The sequence below is a fragment of the Streptomyces olivaceus genome (genome assembly GCF_000721235.1).
GTDB classification, from domain to species: domain Bacteria; phylum Actinomycetota; class Actinomycetes; order Streptomycetales; family Streptomycetaceae; genus Streptomyces; species Streptomyces olivaceus.
In genome coordinates this window covers 39,259-54,883 of sequence record NZ_JOFH01000006.1, presented here as the reverse complement: position 1 = coordinate 54,883, position 15,625 = coordinate 39,259, and the positions used below count along the sequence as shown (strand labels likewise).

Below are 15,625 nucleotides of genomic sequence, written 5' to 3'. Positions count from 1 at the left end.
GTCGTGCATGCGCCGGCGAGTGCCAGCATGCCCGGACGCGCGACAGAGCGTCGAAAGTTGTCCACAGGCGGTGGATGATCGTCATACGAATCAGTGGGGTATCACAACGGAGAGGTGGCGGTTCGGCACGGAAGCGTCCCGGAGCCGGGACTTCCCCGTGTGCAGCGGGTAACGTCGTGGCGTGTCCGCCGACCCACTGCACCGCGCCGGGGCGTCCCAGCGCACACCGACGAATCCGCCGCCGAACGGCTCGGGGACGAGCGCGATCGAGGTCCGCAGGAGCACCCGGCGCCGCCGGACCGTCTCCGCGTACCGCGAGGGCGATCGCACCGTCGTGCTGATCCCCGCCCGGATGTCCGAGGCGGAGGAGCGACGCTGGGTGAGCGTCATGCTGGACAAGCTGGCCGCCCAGGAGAGCAAACGCGTCCTGGGCGACGCCGAGCTGGCCGAGCGCGCCGGGCGGCTGTCGGGCCAGTACTTCGAGGGGCGCGCCCGGCCCACCTCGGTCCGCTGGGTCACCAACCAGAACACCCGTTGGGGCTCGTGCACCCCCTCCGAGGGAAGCATCCGGCTGTCGCACCGGCTCCAGGGCATGCCCGAGTACGTGGTCGACTACGTACTCCTCCATGAACTGGCGCACCTGCTCGTCCCCGGGCACGGGCCCCGCTTCTGGCGGCTGCTGGAGGCCTATCCGCGTACCGAGCGCGCCCGTGGCTATCTGGAGGGTGTGGTCGCCGCCGACCGGTTGCCGCATCTGCCCGGCGCGCGCGGCGAGTAGCGCGCCCCGTAGGTCGGACCCCGCAGGACGTTCCCGTAGGTCGGATCCCGCCGGACGGACCCGCCGGTCGGACCCCGCCGGAGTGGGCCGCGAGTGTCTGCCGCCCCGGTGCCGTACACCGCCGTTCCCTGCCCCGGTACAGCCGCGCACGGGTTTCGTACCGGCTCTGTACCGACATTCTCCGGGTGTCGGTGTTTGCCGTTAGCCTGTCGCGACGCACTCGCATTCGGATGGGGGACGGTCGTAACGCATGGCCAGGGAATTTCAACGCGGCCACAAGGCCAGGATCAGTGATCTGACGGCGGGCACGGATCTGTACGTAGGCGTGCAGATCTCCGGCCCCGGGCTGACCTTCGACATCAGCTGCTTCGGACTCGACGCGGAGGAGCGGCTGTCGGACGACCGGTACTTCGTGTTCTTCAACCAACCGAAGACCCCTGAGGAGTCCATCCAGCTGCTGGGTGCGCAGGCCGGTGACACGGAGTCCTTCCGGGTCACCCTCGACCGGATCCCGCAGCAGATCCAGAAGCTCTCCTTCACCGCGACGATCGACGGCGCCGGGCAGATGTCGCAAGTCGGGCCCGGTTACATCCGGATCGTCGCGGGCGGCGAGGAGGTGGCGCGGTACCCGTTCGGCGGCGCGGAGTTCTCGACCGAGCGAGCGGTGATGCTGGGCGACTTCTACCTGAAGGACGTCTGGCGTTTCGCGGCCGTCGGCCAGGGCTTCGACGGCGGCCTCGACGCGCTGCTCAAGAACTTCGGCGGCGAGGTCGCCGAGGACGAGGCGCCCGCGCCGGAGCAGGCTCAGCAGCCGCAGGGCCAAGCCGCTCCGGGGTTCGCACCGCCCGCCCAGGCCACCGCCCCGCCGGCCTTCGGCGCGCCCACGGCCCCCGCTCCGGCCCCGGCGCCCTCTCCCGCCCCGGCGCCCGGACCGGACGTACACGCCGCGCAGACCATCGTCGCGCCCATGAACACGCCGCCGGGCAGCGCCCCGGTGCCGCCCCCGGCCCCGGCCCCGGCACCGTACGGCCACCCGGGGCAGCCCGGTCAGCAACCGCCTCCGTACGGCCAGGTCCCCGGCCAGACGGCCCCGCCGCCTCCTGGCTACGGTCATCCCCAGGCTCCGCAGGCCCCGCCCCCGCCGCCGGGCTACGGCCTGCCGACCGCGCCTCCCGGCTACGGCCAGGTCCCCGGCCAGCCCCCGCCGCCCCCCGGCTACGGACAACACGCCCCCCAGGGTGTGCAGCAGGGCATGCCCCCGGGCGCGCCGAACGGTATGCCCACGGGCGCGCCCCAGGGCGCCGGTGTGACCGCGGCGCTGCAGCAGTTCCGGGAGACCGCGACCGGCCAGCGCTGGACCCAGCAGAACAAGAAGCTGGTCCGGGTCGACCTCGGCGCCGAGGGCCAGCCGGTGCTGGCCCGACAGGGCAGCATGGTGCTCTACCAGGGCAAGGTCGACTTCAGCTACAAGGGCGCCGGATTCGCCGGGCGGGTCGTGGGCAACGCGACCGGCCAGGAGATGCAGCTGATGCGCTGCACGGGCAAGGGACAGGTGTTCCTCGCGGACGACTCCGCGATGCTGCACCCCATCGAACTCCAGGGCGACGCCGTCTGCGTCTCCGCGGAGAACGTCCTCGCCTTCGACGAGACCCTCCAGTACGAGGTCCGCCGCATCGAGGGGCACGGCATCCCCGGTGGCGCGCTGTTCACGATGCAGTTCCAGGGCACCGGCACGATCGTCGTGAAGACACGAGGCGTGCCCGTGGTGCTGCCGGTCACGCCCACGACGTTCGCCGACTGCAACGCCGTGGTCGCCTGGTCCGCCGCCGCCCAGGTGGTCGTCTCCAGCCAGGTGCGGATGCGCCGCAACTCCTACGCGGGCGACACCGGCGAGAGCGTCAACCTGCAGTTCCGGGCCGCGCCCGGCAACTTCGTCGTCGTCCAGCCGTACGAGATCTGAGGGAGAGCCCGACATGAACCAGCCGCTCGCGGGCTACGCTCCCGCACCCGTCACCGCCCGCATGGAGAACCACGGCAACCACATGGCGAAGGTCGCCATGCAGACCGGGAACGACCTCCTCGCGCGCGTGGGCTCGATGGTGGCCTACGAAGGCTTCGTCCAGTACGAGCCCAACCCGCCGGCCGTCCGCCAGATCGCCAAGGACTGGATGACCGGCGAGGGCGCGCCCCTGATGAAGTGCTCCGGCGACGGCCTGCTCTACCTCGCCGACTACGGAGCCAACGTCGTCGTCATCAACCTCAACGGCGACGGGATCTCCGTCAACGCCACCAACCTGCTCGCCTTCGACGCCCACCTGACGTGGGGCGTCGAGCGGGTCAAGGGCCTGGCGAAGTTCGCCGGGCAGGGCCTGTGGAACACGAAGATCTCCGGGCAGGGCTGGGTGGCGCTGACCTCCCGCGGCAAGCCCATCGTGGTCGACTGCGGCGGCGGAGAGGACGAGACGTACGTCGACCCGGACGCGCTCGTCGCCTGGTCCCCGAACCTCAAGGTGAAGGGCAAGCGCAGCTTCAAGGCGCAGTCGCTGATCGGCCGCGGCAGCGGCGAGGCCTTCCAGATGGCCTTCTCCGGTCAGGGCATCGTCGTCGTCCAGCCCAGCGAGGACAGCACCGACCGCCTGCGGGCCCGGGGCTGAGGGGGAGCCAGAACACCATGCAGAGCCCGCTTTTCGCCTTCAACGACCAGCAGACCCAGGAGACCTGGAGCCTGCAGAACAAGCACATGCTCCGCGTCGCCCTGGAGGGCCACGACGACGTGCTCGCCCGCAAGGGCACGATGGTCGCCTACCAGGGACTCGTCGAGTTCGACGCCGAGTACCAGGGCGGCAGCCAGGCACACGCGCGTGCCCGCACCGGGGAGGGCCTGGACCTGATGCGCTGCCACGGGCAGGGCACGGTCTACTTCGCCAACCTCGCCCAGTGCATCCACCTGGTGGACGTCGACCAGGACGGTCTCACCGTCGACAGCAGCTACGTACTGGCGATGGACTCGTCCCTGCACCACGAGGTCATCGCGGTGGACAGCCTGTACGGCATCTCCGGCTCGGGGAAGTACCAGCTCAACATCACCGGCCGGGGCAAGGTCGCCCTGATGACCTCGGGCGCTCCGCTGTTCATGCAGGTCACCCCCGACAAGTACGTCAACTGCGACGCCGACGCGATCGTCGCCTGGTCCACCGGGCTGCGGGTGCAGATGCAGGCGCAGACGCACTCCTCCGGGGTGTGGCGGCGCCGCGGCACCACCGGCGAGGGCTGGGAGCTGAGCTTCATGGGCAGCGGCTTCGCGCTCGTCCAGCCCAGCGAGCTGCTGCCCCCGCAGAACGCCCAGCTCGGATCCGGTCTCGCCGCCCAGTACGGCATGGGGCAACAGGGTGCCCGCGGTCAGAACCAGGGCAACGTCTGGAGCTGAGCCCGCAGCCTGTCCGGTAAGGGGTGCCCGCCACGGCGGTCGCCCCTTACCGGCTCAGAGCCGGGCGAGGGTCGCCTCCAGCAGGCGCACCACCGAGTCGTCGGTCACGTCCGCGACCTCCGCGTACGGGAACCAGCGCAGGTCGAGGGACTCGTCGCTGATCGTCTCCACGGCCCCGGCCGGGGCGAGGGCCGCGTACTGGACGTCCAGGTGCCAGGCGCAGGGCGTGGAGTGCCGGTCCAGGCGCACCGGACCGCCCGGGAGCAGGTCCAGGCCCTCGATGCCGGACTCCTCGGTCGCCTCGCGCAGGGCCGCCCGCGCCAGGGTCTCGTCGACCGGCTCGCAGTGGCCGCCCATCTGCAGCCACATCCGCATCTTCTTGTGCAGCGTCAGCAGCACCCGGTCGCGGGACGGATCGACCACCAGCGCGCTCGCCGTGACGTGCCCGTCCGCGCAGGCCTTCCACATGCCGTCGGGGTGCGACGCCAGATGGTCCAGGTAGACCTGACGCAGCTCGTCCTGGCCCCGGTGGTCCTTCAGGACCAGGAGCGCGTCGTCGTGGAGGCTCACTCGGTGCCGTCGCCCTTCTTGCCGTCGCTCCCGTCCCGGCCGTCGGCCTCCGGGCCCTCGTCGTCCTTCTTCTCGAGGTCGGGCTTGCCCGCCGCCTCGCCGAGCATCTTGTCCAGCTCGGAGAAGTCGAGCTGCTCACGATGGACGAAGCCGTCCGGGTCGTCCAGGTCGGACGCGTTCGGCAGCATGTCCGGGTGGGCCCACAGACCGTCCCGGCCGTCGACACCGTGCGCGTCCGTGAGGGAGGCCCACAGACGGGAGGCGTCGCGCAGCCTGCGCGGCCGCAGCTCCAGGCCGATCAGCGTGGCGAACGTCTGCTCTGCCGGACCGCCTGAGGCACGCCGGCGGCGCAGCGTCTCGCGCAGCGCGTCGGCGGAGGACAGGCGCGGCTTGGCGGCGGTGTGCACCACCGCGTCCACCCAGCCCTCGACCAGCGCGAGAGCCGTCTCCAGCCGGGCCAGCGCCGCCTTCTGCTCCGGCGTGTCCTCCGGCTGGAACATGCCCTGCTGAAGAGCCTCCTGCAGCTGCTCGGGGTTCTGCGGGTCGAACTGCCCGACCACGTCCTCGAGCTTCGCGGTGTCGACCTTGATGCCCCGCGCGTACCCGTCGACCGCGCCGAACAGGTGCGAGCGCAGCCACGGCACGTGCGCGAAAAGGCGCTGGTGGGCGGCCTCGCGCAGGGCGAGATACAGCCGCACCTCCTCCTGCGGCACACCCAGGTCCTTGCCGAAGGCCTCGATGTTGGCCGGCAGCAGCGCGGCCTTGCCGGACGGGCCGAGCGGCAGGCCCACGTCGGTCGAGCCGACGACCTCGCCGGCGAGAACGCCGACGGCCTGCCCGATCTGCGTGCCGAACATGGCACCGCCCATGGACCGCATCATGCCGATCAGCGGGCCGGCCATGGCCTGCATCTCCTCGGGCAGCACGTCGCCCATGGCGTTGCCGACGCGCTCGGCGACCGGGTCGACCAGTTCCCGCCAGGCGGGCAGGGTCGCCTCGACCCACTCCGCGCGGCTCCACGCCACCGCGGTGCCGGCGCCCGAGGGCAGGGCGGTCGCGTCGTCCAGCCACAGGTCGGCCAGGCGCACGGCCTCCTGCACCGCGTTGCGCTCGGCGGGACCGACGCTGGCGTCCTTGCGGCCGTCCGGCGTGCCCTGGGAGACCGTCTGGCGGGCGATCTGCTTCGCCATGTCCCAGTTTACCGGGCCGCCCTCGTAGGAGAGCATCTGGCCGAGCTGCTGGAACGCGGCGCCCAGGTCGTTGGGGTTCATGGACCCGAACATGGCGGCGAACGGGTTGTCCGCGCCGGGGCCGCCGAAGCCTCCTGCTCCGGGCGTCCCGAATCCGAACGGGTTGGCCGGTCCCTGACCACCGCCGCTCTGCTGGTCCTTCTTCTTGCCCTCGTCGCCGTCGTCCGGCTCCTCCGGCGGAAGGCCGAATCCGAATGGGGTGTCACTCACGGGGTTCCTCGGCTGGTAGGGCCGCCGGTTCTTTCCGGCGGCACGGCTGCCCGACTTCACCACCCAGGGTAGACACCCGGGGCCGTTCGGGCCTCGGTGCTTCGCCGGGCGGCGGCCTGCGGCAGGATGGATGCCACCTGGTACGTACGCGTCGCTCGCGCCCGTACTGAAGACAACCTCTGGAGACGTCCGGTGAGTTCCCCAGATCCACAGGTTCGCGCAGCGCGAAACCAGTCAACCAGTTCCGCCCGCCCCGGCGCGCGCGGACCCGTCGTCGCGGTCACCGGTGCCGCGACCGGGGTCGGAGCCCTGCTGACCGCACGGCTCGCCGCATCGGACGAGGTCGGAGAAGTGGTGGCCATCGACGAGCGGCGCGGGGAGTGCGACACCGCGCGGTGGCACGTGCTGGACGTACGGGACCCCGCCATCGCCGAGAAGCTCCGGGGCGCGGACGTCGTGGTGCACCTCGCGCTCGACCTCGACCTGGAGACCGACGCGGCCGCGCGGACGGCTTACAACGTCCGGGGGACGCAGACCGTCCTGACCGCCGCCGCGGCCGCCGGTGTGCACCGGGTCGTGCTGTGCACCTCGGCGATGGTCTACGGCGCGCTGCCGGACAACGAGCTGCCGCTGTCCGAGGACGCCGAGCTGCGCGCCACGGCCGAGGCGACGGGCGTCGGGGACCTCCTGGAGATCGAACGGCTCGCCCGGCGCGCGCCGCGGGCACACCCCGGCCTCAATGTGACCGTGGTCCGTCCGGCGGTCCTGGTCGGTGGTGTGGACACAGCCCTGACCAGGTACTTCGAGTCGCCCCGGCTGCTGGTCGTGGCGGGATCGCGGCCCGCCTGGCAGTTCTGCCACGTCGACGACCTGTGCAGCGCCCTGGAGTACGCCGTCCTGGAGAAGGCGGACGGGGAACTGGCCGTCGGGTGCGACGGATGGCTGGAGCAGGAGGAGGTCGAGGAGCTGAGCGGGACCCGGCGCATGGAGCTGCCCTCGGCGGTGGCGCTCGGCGCGGCGGCCCGGCTGCACCGGATCGGGCTGACGCCCTCCCCGGCCGGGGACCTGGCGTACACGATGTACCCCTGGGTGGTGAGCGGCAGCCGGCTGCACGACGCGGGGTGGCGGCCGAAGTACACCAACGAGGAGGTGCTCGCGGAGCTGCTCGACGAGGTCTCCGGGCGGCACACGGTGGCCGGCCGCCGCCTCGGACGCAAGGACGCCACGGCGGCGGGTGCCGCGGGCGCGACGGTGGCGCTGCTGGGCGCCGCGGCGGTGGTGCGGCGGGCGCGGAAGGCCCGGCGCCGCATCTGACACCCGGTCCCGGCAGACGCCGCCCCGCGGGGGGTTTGGAGGAGGATCCAGGCGGTACGCGCGCGTGCCGGAGGATCACGTCGTTCCCGGCTGTCGGCGGTGTGCGGCACGATGGACCCATGGCAACCACGAACGATCACCCCGGCGAGCTGGCCGCCGCGGACCCCGTCAAGCTGATCGGCATCCGCGAGACGCCCCTTTCCGTGGACGAGGTCTTCCGGGCCGTCGGGGAGGACGCGGCCGGCGGCACCGCCCTGTTCGTGGGGACGGTGCGCAACCACGACGGCGGCACCGACGTCGACCGGCTCGGGTACTCCTGCCACCCCGGCGCCGAGGCGGAGATGCGGCGGATCGCCGAGAAGGTGGTCGCCGAGTACCCGGTACGGGCGCTCGCGGCGGTCCACCGCGTGGGGGATCTGCAGGTCGGGGACCTCGCCGTGGTCGTCGCCGTGTCCTGCCCGCACCGGGGCGAGGCCTTCGACGCCTGCCGGAAGCTGATAGACGACCTGAAGCGCGAGGTGCCCATCTGGAAGCACCAGACGTTCTCGGACGGCACCGACGAATGGGTGGGCGCGTAGCGCCTCTGCTGAGGCGGCCGGAGTCCCGGTTGCCTCGGGTTGCGTAACCTGCCCCCCGGCGTGAGCGTTGTCACTGCGGATGGTTAATCTTCTGATCAGTCAGTTGCGGACGCTCACGGGCCTGGGAGGTCGGACATGGCAGCTCTCGCCTGGTTGCTGATCCCGCTGTTGGCCGCCGTCGGCGCGGGACTGTGGGGAAGCTGGGTCAACCGCACCCGCAAGGCCCGCAGCGACGGTCCCGAGCTCGACGGATACGCCCGCTTCCGCGCGGCCATGGAGAAGCCCCGCACCGACGCCTGACCGAAAAGCACCCCGTCCGGAGAGCGTCCTGGCCGAGCGGCGCCCTGACGGTGCTCTGACAGCCGCGTCCCGTACTGTCGTGCCATGCCACGCCGCACCGCGACGATGCTCGCCTCCACCCTGATGCTGATCGCGCTCCTGTGCGCGGGTGTGTTCATCCCCGTGCCCTACTCGGAGATGTCACCGGGGCCGACGGTGAACACCCTCGGGGACCACGACGGCGAGCCGGTGCTGCAGATCACCGGTCACAAGACCTACGACGCGAGTGGTCACCTGAACATGACCACCGTCCGGGTGACCAGCGCCGAGTACAAGATGAACCTCGTGGAGGCCGTCTACGGCTGGCTGTCGCACGACACCAGCGTGGTGCAGCACGAGACGCTCTACCCGGACGGCAAGACCGAGGAAGAGGCCACCCAGGAGAACGCGGAGGAATTCAGCCAGTCCCAGGAGAGCGCGAAGGTCGCCGCCCTGAAGGCGCTCGACATCCCGGTGAAGTCCTGGGTGGTCGTCTCCACCGTCGTCAAGGGCTCGCCCTCGCAGGGCCGGCTGCACGCCGGTGACGTGATCAAGGCCGTCGACGGCACGACCGTCAAGGAGCCCACCGACGTCTCGGAACTGGTGACCAAGCACAAGCCCGGCGAGGACGTCGACTTCACCATCGTGCCCGCCAAGGAGCAGGCCGCCGCGGAGAAGGAGCGCCGGACGCCCACGAAGACGGAGAAGGTCACGGTCACCACCGAGACCTCGGACGACGACGGCGAGGCGCGCGCCATCGTGGGGATCTCCGCCGGGACCGATCACACGTTCCCGTTCGACATCGACATCAAGCTGGCCGACGTCGGCGGCCCGAGCGCCGGTCTGATGTTCGCCCTCGGCCTCTACGACAAGCTCACGCCGGGCGACCTCACCGGCGGCAAGTTCGTCGCCGGTACCGGGACGATCGACGACACCGGCAAGGTCGGCCCGATCGGCGGCATCGGCATGAAGACCATCGGAGCGCACGACAAGGGCGCCCAGTACTTCCTGACGCCCGCCGACAACTGCGCGACCGCCGCCGAGGACACCCCCGACGGGCTCAGCCTCGTGAAGGTGGACACCATCGACGACGCCCTCGGCGCGCTCAAGGACATCAGCTCCGGGAAGACCGACGACCTGCCGGAGTGCACGAAGGGGTAGCCACCCGGCAGCCGTCCGGCCCGGCTACTCCGCGAAGGTCGCCGTCAGGGCCTGCGCCAGACCCGGCACCAGGTCGGAGCCCGTGAGGACCTCCGTGGCGGAGTCCTTCTCCCGCAGCCGCAGGGCCGAGTCCCGGGCGCCGTCGCGCAGGACCGCGACCGTCATCCGGACCTCCTGCCGCTCCGGGTGCTCCGCCACCCAGCGCGCCAGCTTCGTCTCGTCCAGACCCTCCGGAACCTGGGCCTCGGCGGACGGCGGCAGCATCAGGCGCTCCACGGCGAGCGCGCAGCCGACCACCGGGTCGGGCCACGCGATGGTGCCCAGGAACTCGTCGAGCGGCTGGGCCGTTGGAATCTCGTCCTGCTCGATCGGGGTCAGGCCGGAGCTCTCCGGCTCGTCCTGCAGACCGAGCCGGTCCGCGAGCGAGGGCTGATCGGCCCTCAGACGTGCGGTGTCGACCAGTGCGAAGAGGCGTGCGGGCTGGTCCCAGCCGAGGCCTGAGACGTACTCGTCGATCTCGAGTACGGCCCGGGTGAGGGGGCTCGCCGCCATGGGGGTGTTGGACATAGTCACAATCCTGCCTCGTTCATGGCCCGAATCGGGAACCGAGTAAACGTTGAGTAAGTTGCATAAGTGTGGGCCCACGATCACGCGGGCGCACGGGGGGCCCGCGAACCCGAGGGCCTGACGTCTCAACAGCGAACTTTCGAGGTGCGCACCTTGGCTTTCCAGATGCCGGACCGCGGCGGAGGCCCCCCGACGGGGCCGCGGATCAGAGTGGGCCGCCCGTCCCGGCGCGTCCGAACCCTGCTGCTGACACTTGGTGTCCTGGCCGTGCTGGCCATGGCGTTCACCATGTTCGCGGGGTTCTGGACGGACTGGCTCTGGTACCGGTCGGTCCACTACTCGTCGGTGTTCACGACGACCCTGTGGACCAAGATCGGGCTCTTCTTCGTCTTCGGCCTGCTGATGGCGCTCGCCGTCGGGTTCAACATCTGGTTGGCCCACCGCCTGCGCCCGCCGCTGAGCGCCATGTCGATGGAGCAGCAGAACCTCGACCGGTACCGCATGGGCATCGCCCCGTACAAGAAGTGGCTGCTGCTCGGCATCACCGCCCTGGTCGGTCTGATCGCCGGCGCCTCGGCGTCCGGTCAGTGGCGCACGTGGCTGATGTGGGTCAACGGCGTGCCCTTCGGGCAGAAGGACCCCCAGTTCAAACTGGACGTCTCCTTCTACGCCTTCGACCTGCCCTGGTACCGGTTCCTGCTCGGATTCGGGTTCGCAGCCGTGATCATCTCCGTGATCGCCGCCGCGCTCACCCACTACCTGTACGGCGGGCTCCGCGTCACCAGCCCGGGCGCGCGCGCCACGGCCGCGGCCACCGGGCACCTGTCGGTGCTCATCGGCGTCTTCGTCGCCCTCAAGGCGGTCGCCTACTGGCTCGACCGGTACGGCCTGGCCGTGAAGTCCAGCGACTTCAAGGCCACCGACAACTGGACGGGCCTCAGGTACGTCGACGCCAACGCCTACCTGCCGGCCAAGACGATCCTGTTCTGCATCGCCGTCATCTGCGCGCTGCTCTTCTTCGCCACCCTGTGGCGGCGCACCTGGCAGCTGCCGGTGATCGGCTTCGGCCTGATGGTGCTCTCCGCGATCCTCATCGGCGGCCTGTACCCGGCGCTCGTCCAGAAGTTCCAGGTCCAGCCGAACGAGCAGGCCAAGGAAGCGCCGTACGTCGAGAAGAACCTCGCGGCCACACGCGACGCGTACGGCATCGAGGGCACCCAGGTCACCGAGTACGCGGGCAAGAGCGAGACCAAGGACCAGACCAAGCTCCGCGGCGACGTGGACGCCGCGGCGTCCATCCGGATCATGGACCCGAACGTGGTCTCGCCGACCTTCCAGCAGCTCCAGCAGATGCGCAACTACTACGCGTTCCCGACCAACCTGGACGTGGACCGCTACTCGAAGGACGGCAAGGACCAGGACACCGTCATCGGCCTGCGCGAGCTGAACCTGGCGGGCATTCCGAAGAAGAACTGGATCAACAACCACTTCCGCTACACCCACGGGTACGGAGTGGTCGCCGCCAAGGGCACGGCGGTCGACTCCGAGGGCCGTCCGGTCTTCACCGAGTCGGACCTGCCGTCCAAGGGAGACCTCGGAAAGTACGAGCAGCGGGTCTACTACGGCGAGAAGACCACCACCTACTCGATCGTCGGCGGCCCCCAGAAGGAGATCGACTACTCGGACGACACCGGGGAGAAGACCTTCAGCTACAAGGGCGACAGCGGCGTCGACCTGTCGAACGCGGTCAACCGCGCGGCGTACGCGGCGGCGTTCGGCGAGCCGCAGATCCTGTACTCCGGCGCGATCGGAGACGGCTCGCGGATCCTGTACAACCGCACGCCCAAGGAGCGCGTCGAGGCGGTCGCCCCGTGGCTGACCATCGACGGCGACGCCTACCCGGCGGTCGTGGACGGCCGGATCCAGTGGATCGTCGACGCCTACACGACGACGAACGGCTATCCGTACGCCTCCCGCACGACGCTGGGCGACACGACCGCCGACTCGCTGACGGCGAACAACAACTCGCGCGCGGTGGTGGCCCAGGAGAACCAGGTCAACTACATCCGCAACAGTGTCAAGGCGACCGTCGACGCCTACAGCGGTGACGTCAAGCTCTACCAGTGGGACACCAAGGACCCGGTCCTCAAGACCTGGATGAAGGCGTTCCCGGACACGGTGCAGGGCAAGGGCGAGATCTCCAAGGAGCTGATGGCGCACCTGCGCTATCCGCAGGACCTGTTCAAGGTCCAGCGCGAGCTGCTCACGCGCTACCACGTGAAGGACGCCAACACGTTCCTCAGCGGCAGCGAGGTGTGGCAGGTCCCGGACGACCCGACGAACAAGTCGAGCGACTCGGTACCGCCGTACTACCTGAGCATGAAGATGCCCGACCAGAAGCAGCAGGCCTTCTCGCTGACGACGACGTTCACACCCAACGGACGTGACAACCTCAGTGCGTTCATGGCCGTCGACGCCGAGGCGGGTACCAGCGACTACGGCAAGATCAGAATCCTGAAACTGCCGACCAGTACGACCGTCAACGGACCCAAACAGGTCCAGAGCCAGTTGAACTCCGAGCAGGACATCGCCGAGACCATCAGGCTGCTGAGAGGCGGCGACTCCGAGGTCGAGTACGGCAACCTGCTGACGGTGCCGGTCGACGGCGGACTGCTGTACGTCGAACCGGTCTACGTCCGCGGTGGCGACCTCAAGTACCCGCTGCTGCGCAAGGTGCTGGTGAGTTACGGAGGCAACACGGCCTTCGAGAACACGCTCGACGAGGCCCTCAGCAAGGTCTTCGGAGCACAGGCCGCCGAGAACGAGCAGCCACCGGACGAGGGCGACGACACGACCGAGCCGCCACCCACGTCCACCAACCCCACGGTCAAGGAAGCGCTGGGTGACGCGCAGAAGGCCTTCGACGCCGGGCAGAAGGCCCTGGAACAGAAGGACCTGGGCGCGTACGCCGAGGCGCAGAAGGACCTGGAGGAGGCCCTGCAGCGGGCCGAGGACGCCCAGGCCAAGGCCGACCAGGGAACCGGCAAGAACGGCGACGGGAACGCCGGCAAGAACGGTGACGAGAACGGTGGTGGTGACACCGGCGGCGGATCGGACACGGGCTGACCGTCCGGTCGCGCAGGGGCCGGCCTTCGGGCTGGTCAAGGCCCATCCCGCGCCGTGCTAGGGTTGTGAACACAACGGCGCGGGGTGGAGCAGCTCGGTAGCTCGCTGGGCTCATAACCCAGAGGTCGCAGGTTCAAATCCTGTCCCCGCTACTGAAGTCGTGGCTGTGTGCGACGACCACTGAGGCCCGGATTCCGAAAGGGATCCGGGCCTTTGTGATGCGCGAACGCATATACCGGGGAACCGACGGCCGCGCCGCCAGGGGGAGTTGGACTCATCTGTGTTTGACTTGTCTCCCTGTGGGCATGTCGACAAAACGCTGAAGTGACCTCACTGACTGCGGTATACCGGATGTACCGAGGTTGCAGGTGGTGCGACGATGGACGTTATGGGGGACATGGCAAATCTGTTCGGGACAGGGCGTTTTGCCCAGCCGTCCGGTCAGGAGGAGGCCACGGACGAGGCCCAGGAAGCGGCCGACGAGGCAGCCGAGGAAGTGCGGCTGCGGCTCGCCGTCGACGGCGGTGACGCCGAGGCCATGAGCGTCCTCGGCGCGATGCTGCTGCGCCGCGGCGACTTCGAGGGCGCCGAGTCCCATCTGCGTGCCGCCACCGCGGCCGGTGACCGGGCCGCCGCCAACAACCTGGGTGTCCTGCTGCACCAGCGCGGCTACGCGGACGAGGCGGCCGGCTGGTGGCGCATCGCCGCCGTCGCCGGGTCCGTACCGGCCGCCCACGCGCTGGGCCGGCACTTCCGCGAGCGCGGGGACGAGCCGGCCGCCGAGTACTGGCTGTGCCAGTCCGCCGAACAGGGCCACGTACTGGGCGCCTACGCCCTCGCCGACCTGCTGGAGCACCGCGGCGACGACACCGGGGCCGAGCGGTGGATGCGGGCCGCGGCCGAGCGCGGCCACCGGGAGGCCGCGTACCGGCTGGCGCGGACGCTGGACCGGCGGGCGGGGGAGGCCGGGCGGGCCGGGCAGTCCGGACGGCGGGCCGGGCAAGGGCGCGACGGCGGCCGCGACGGCGGGCGGGCGGGCGCTTCCGCGGGTGACTCCGGCGCCGACTCCGGGACCGGTGAGGTCGAGCAGTGGTACCGGCAGGCAGCCGCGCGCGGCCACCGTCGCGCCGCGCTGCAGCTCGGGGCGATCCTGGAGAAGCGGGGCGAACTCAAGGAGGCCGGCCGCTGGTACCTCACGTCCGCCAAGGACGGCGAGGCCCGTGCCGCCTGCGCGCTCGGCTTCCTGCTGCGGGACGCCGGGGACACCGAGAGCGCCGCCGTGTGGTGGCTGCGCGCCGCCCAGGACGGCGACGGCAACGCCGCCAACGCCCTGGGCGCACTGCACGCCGAGCGCGGCGAGACCCAGACCGCCGAGCGCTGGTACCGGGCCGCGATGGACGCCGGCGACGACAACGGGGCGTACAACCTCGGGCTGCTCTGCGCCGAGCAGGGCCGTACCGCGCAGGCCGAGCAGTGGTACCGGCGGGCCGCGTACGCCGGGCACCGGGAGGCCTCCAACGCGCTGGCCGTCCTGCTGCTGCGCGCCGGGGACCGGACCGGCGCCGAGCCGTGGTTCTCCAAGGCCGCCGAGGCCGGCAGTGTCGACGCTGCCTTCAACCTCGGGATCCTGCACGCCGGGCGGGGCGAGGAGAAGGTGGCGCTGCGCTGGTACGAGCGGGCCGCGGCGGCCGGGCACACGGAGGCGGCGCTGCAGGTCGGCATCGCGCGGCTGCGGGCCGGTGACGAGCGCGACGCGGAGCGGTTCCTGCGGTGTGCGGCGGGGGGCGGCAGCGCGGAGGCCGCCTACCGGCTCGCGACGCTCCTCGACGCGCGCCGACCGCCCGCGCCCGCACACGAACTGGGCGAGCCGGAGCAGGGGAAGTCCGAGTGCGAGGAGTGGTACGAGCGGGCGGCCTCCCAGGGGCACCGCCGGGCCCAGGTCCGGGTCGGGATGCTGGCCGCTGCGCGGGGCGACGTGGTGGAGGCGGCCCGGTGGTACCGGGAGGCGGCCGAGGCCGGGTCTCGCAACGGCGCGTTCAACCTGGGGCTGCTGCTGGCCCGCGAGGGGAGCGAGCCGGAGGCCGTGGTGTGGTGGCGCAGGGCGGCCGACGCGGGGCACGGGCGGGCGGCGCTGCGGCTCGCGCTGGTGTTCGCGCGGCGGGGAGAGCTGGCCGAGGGGCAGCGGTGGGCGGACCTCGCGGTGTCGCTGGGGCCGGTGGAGGTGGGCAAGCGGGCGGCGCGGTTGCGGGACGCGCTGCGGCAGGAGTTGTCGGCGTGACGCTGCGCTGGGCTTGGGTGCCTTTGTGAGGTGCCTGGTGCCTGGTGC

The 15,625-nt window shown here is 71.1% G+C and carries 13 protein-coding genes and 1 tRNA gene; 11 read left to right on the top strand and 3 right to left on the bottom strand.

Annotation, left to right across the window (positions count from 1 at the left end):
- The first annotated feature begins 181 nt into the window (after window positions 1-181).
- From IG94_RS0109030 to IG94_RS0109015, 4 genes are all read left to right on the top strand, one after another.
- A complete protein-coding gene (locus IG94_RS0109030) occupies window positions 182-778 on the top strand; it encodes a M48 metallopeptidase family protein (RefSeq protein ID WP_031033232.1) in 597 nt (198 codons plus the stop codon).
- A gap of 250 nt (window positions 779-1,028) precedes the next feature.
- Entirely contained in the window at window positions 1,029-2,738 is a 1,710-nt protein-coding gene (locus IG94_RS0109025) for a TerD family protein (RefSeq protein WP_031033231.1), read from the top strand.
- A 13-nt stretch (window positions 2,739-2,751) separates the two neighbouring features.
- Window positions 2,752-3,432, top strand: a complete 681-nt coding sequence (locus IG94_RS0109020; protein ID WP_031033229.1) for an AIM24 family protein — start codon at window positions 2,752-2,754, stop codon at window positions 3,430-3,432.
- Window positions 3,433-3,449: 17 nt separating this feature from the next.
- Window positions 3,450-4,205 (top strand): AIM24 family protein, encoded by a 756-nt coding sequence (locus tag IG94_RS0109015; protein WP_031033228.1) that lies wholly within the window; start codon window positions 3,450-3,452, stop codon window positions 4,203-4,205.
- A gap of 54 nt (window positions 4,206-4,259) precedes the next feature.
- Here IG94_RS0109015 and IG94_RS0109010 read toward each other — a convergent pair whose 3' ends face one another.
- Together IG94_RS0109010 and IG94_RS0109005 are read right to left on the bottom strand one after the other, a co-directional pair.
- Entirely contained in the window at window positions 4,260-4,775 is a 516-nt protein-coding gene (locus IG94_RS0109010) for an NUDIX hydrolase (RefSeq protein ID WP_031033226.1), read from the bottom strand.
- A complete protein-coding gene (locus IG94_RS0109005) occupies window positions 4,772-6,235 on the bottom strand; it encodes a zinc-dependent metalloprotease (RefSeq protein WP_031033225.1) in 1,464 nt (487 codons plus the stop codon). The genes IG94_RS0109010 and IG94_RS0109005 overlap by 4 nt, the downstream gene beginning before the upstream one ends.
- 192 nt (window positions 6,236-6,427) lie before the next feature.
- Between IG94_RS0109005 and IG94_RS0109000 the strand changes: the two genes are divergently transcribed.
- From IG94_RS0109000 to IG94_RS0108985, 4 genes are all read left to right on the top strand, one after another.
- Complete coding sequence (locus IG94_RS0109000; protein WP_031033223.1) at window positions 6,428-7,549, top strand: SDR family oxidoreductase; 1,122 nt, start codon at window positions 6,428-6,430, stop codon at window positions 7,547-7,549.
- Between the two features lie 119 nt (window positions 7,550-7,668).
- On the top strand, window positions 7,669-8,127 hold the full coding sequence (locus IG94_RS0108995) for a molybdenum cofactor biosynthesis protein MoaE (RefSeq protein WP_031033222.1): 459 nt from the start codon (window positions 7,669-7,671) through the stop codon (window positions 8,125-8,127).
- A gap of 135 nt (window positions 8,128-8,262) precedes the next feature.
- Window positions 8,263-8,427 carry a hypothetical protein gene (locus IG94_RS42835; RefSeq protein WP_164711414.1) on the top strand — a complete coding sequence of 55 codons (165 nt, stop codon included), beginning with the start codon at window positions 8,263-8,265 and terminating at the stop codon, window positions 8,425-8,427.
- 84 nt (window positions 8,428-8,511) lie between these two features.
- Entirely contained in the window at window positions 8,512-9,606 is a 1,095-nt protein-coding gene (locus IG94_RS0108985) for a YlbL family protein (protein ID WP_031033221.1), read from the top strand.
- Window positions 9,607-9,630: 24 nt separating this feature from the next.
- On the opposite strand, the gene IG94_RS0108980 is transcribed toward IG94_RS0108985, so the two are convergent.
- Window positions 9,631-10,173 (bottom strand): PPA1309 family protein, encoded by a 543-nt coding sequence (locus IG94_RS0108980; RefSeq protein WP_031033219.1) that lies wholly within the window; start codon window positions 10,171-10,173, stop codon window positions 9,631-9,633.
- A gap of 165 nt (window positions 10,174-10,338) precedes the next feature.
- Between IG94_RS0108980 and IG94_RS0108975 the strand changes: the two genes are divergently transcribed.
- The 3 genes from IG94_RS0108975 to IG94_RS0108965 all read left to right on the top strand — a co-directional run bounded on the left by IG94_RS0108975 (window position 10,339) and on the right by IG94_RS0108965 (window position 15,577).
- Window positions 10,339-13,299 (top strand): UPF0182 family membrane protein, encoded by a 2,961-nt coding sequence (locus IG94_RS0108975; protein WP_031033218.1) that lies wholly within the window; start codon window positions 10,339-10,341, stop codon window positions 13,297-13,299.
- Window positions 13,300-13,377: 78 nt separating this feature from the next.
- A tRNA-Met gene (locus IG94_RS0108970) sits at window positions 13,378-13,451 on the top strand.
- Window positions 13,452-13,687: 236 nt separating this feature from the next.
- The gene (locus IG94_RS0108965; protein ID WP_037760244.1) at window positions 13,688-15,577 is read left to right on the top strand and encodes a tetratricopeptide repeat protein; all 1,890 of its coding nucleotides are present in this window, start codon (window positions 13,688-13,690) and stop codon (window positions 15,575-15,577) included.
- The last annotated feature ends 48 nt before the right edge of the window (window positions 15,578-15,625 follow it).

What these genes read in the sequence shown, in the direction of transcription:
- IG94_RS0108965 (WP_037760244.1), top strand. Translation starts at nt 13,688, where the DNA reads ATGGGGGACATGGCAAATCTGTTCGGGACAGGGCGTTTTGCCCAGCCG.
- IG94_RS0108975 (WP_031033218.1), top strand. Translation starts at nt 10,339, where the DNA reads ATGCCGGACCGCGGCGGAGGCCCCCCGACGGGGCCGCGGATCAGAGTG.
- IG94_RS0109025 (WP_031033231.1), top strand. Translation starts at nt 1,029, where the DNA reads ATGGCCAGGGAATTTCAACGCGGCCACAAGGCCAGGATCAGTGATCTG.
- IG94_RS0108980 (WP_031033219.1), bottom strand. Translation starts at nt 10,173, where the DNA reads ATGTCCAACACCCCCATGGCGGCGAGCCCCCTCACCCGGGCCGTACTC.
- IG94_RS0108995 (WP_031033222.1), top strand. Translation starts at nt 7,669, where the DNA reads ATGGCAACCACGAACGATCACCCCGGCGAGCTGGCCGCCGCGGACCCC.
- IG94_RS0108985 (WP_031033221.1), top strand. Translation starts at nt 8,512, where the DNA reads ATGCCACGCCGCACCGCGACGATGCTCGCCTCCACCCTGATGCTGATC.
- IG94_RS0109020 (WP_031033229.1), top strand. Translation starts at nt 2,752, where the DNA reads ATGAACCAGCCGCTCGCGGGCTACGCTCCCGCACCCGTCACCGCCCGC.
- IG94_RS42835 (WP_164711414.1), top strand. Translation starts at nt 8,263, where the DNA reads ATGGCAGCTCTCGCCTGGTTGCTGATCCCGCTGTTGGCCGCCGTCGGC.
- IG94_RS0109015 (WP_031033228.1), top strand. Translation starts at nt 3,450, where the DNA reads ATGCAGAGCCCGCTTTTCGCCTTCAACGACCAGCAGACCCAGGAGACC.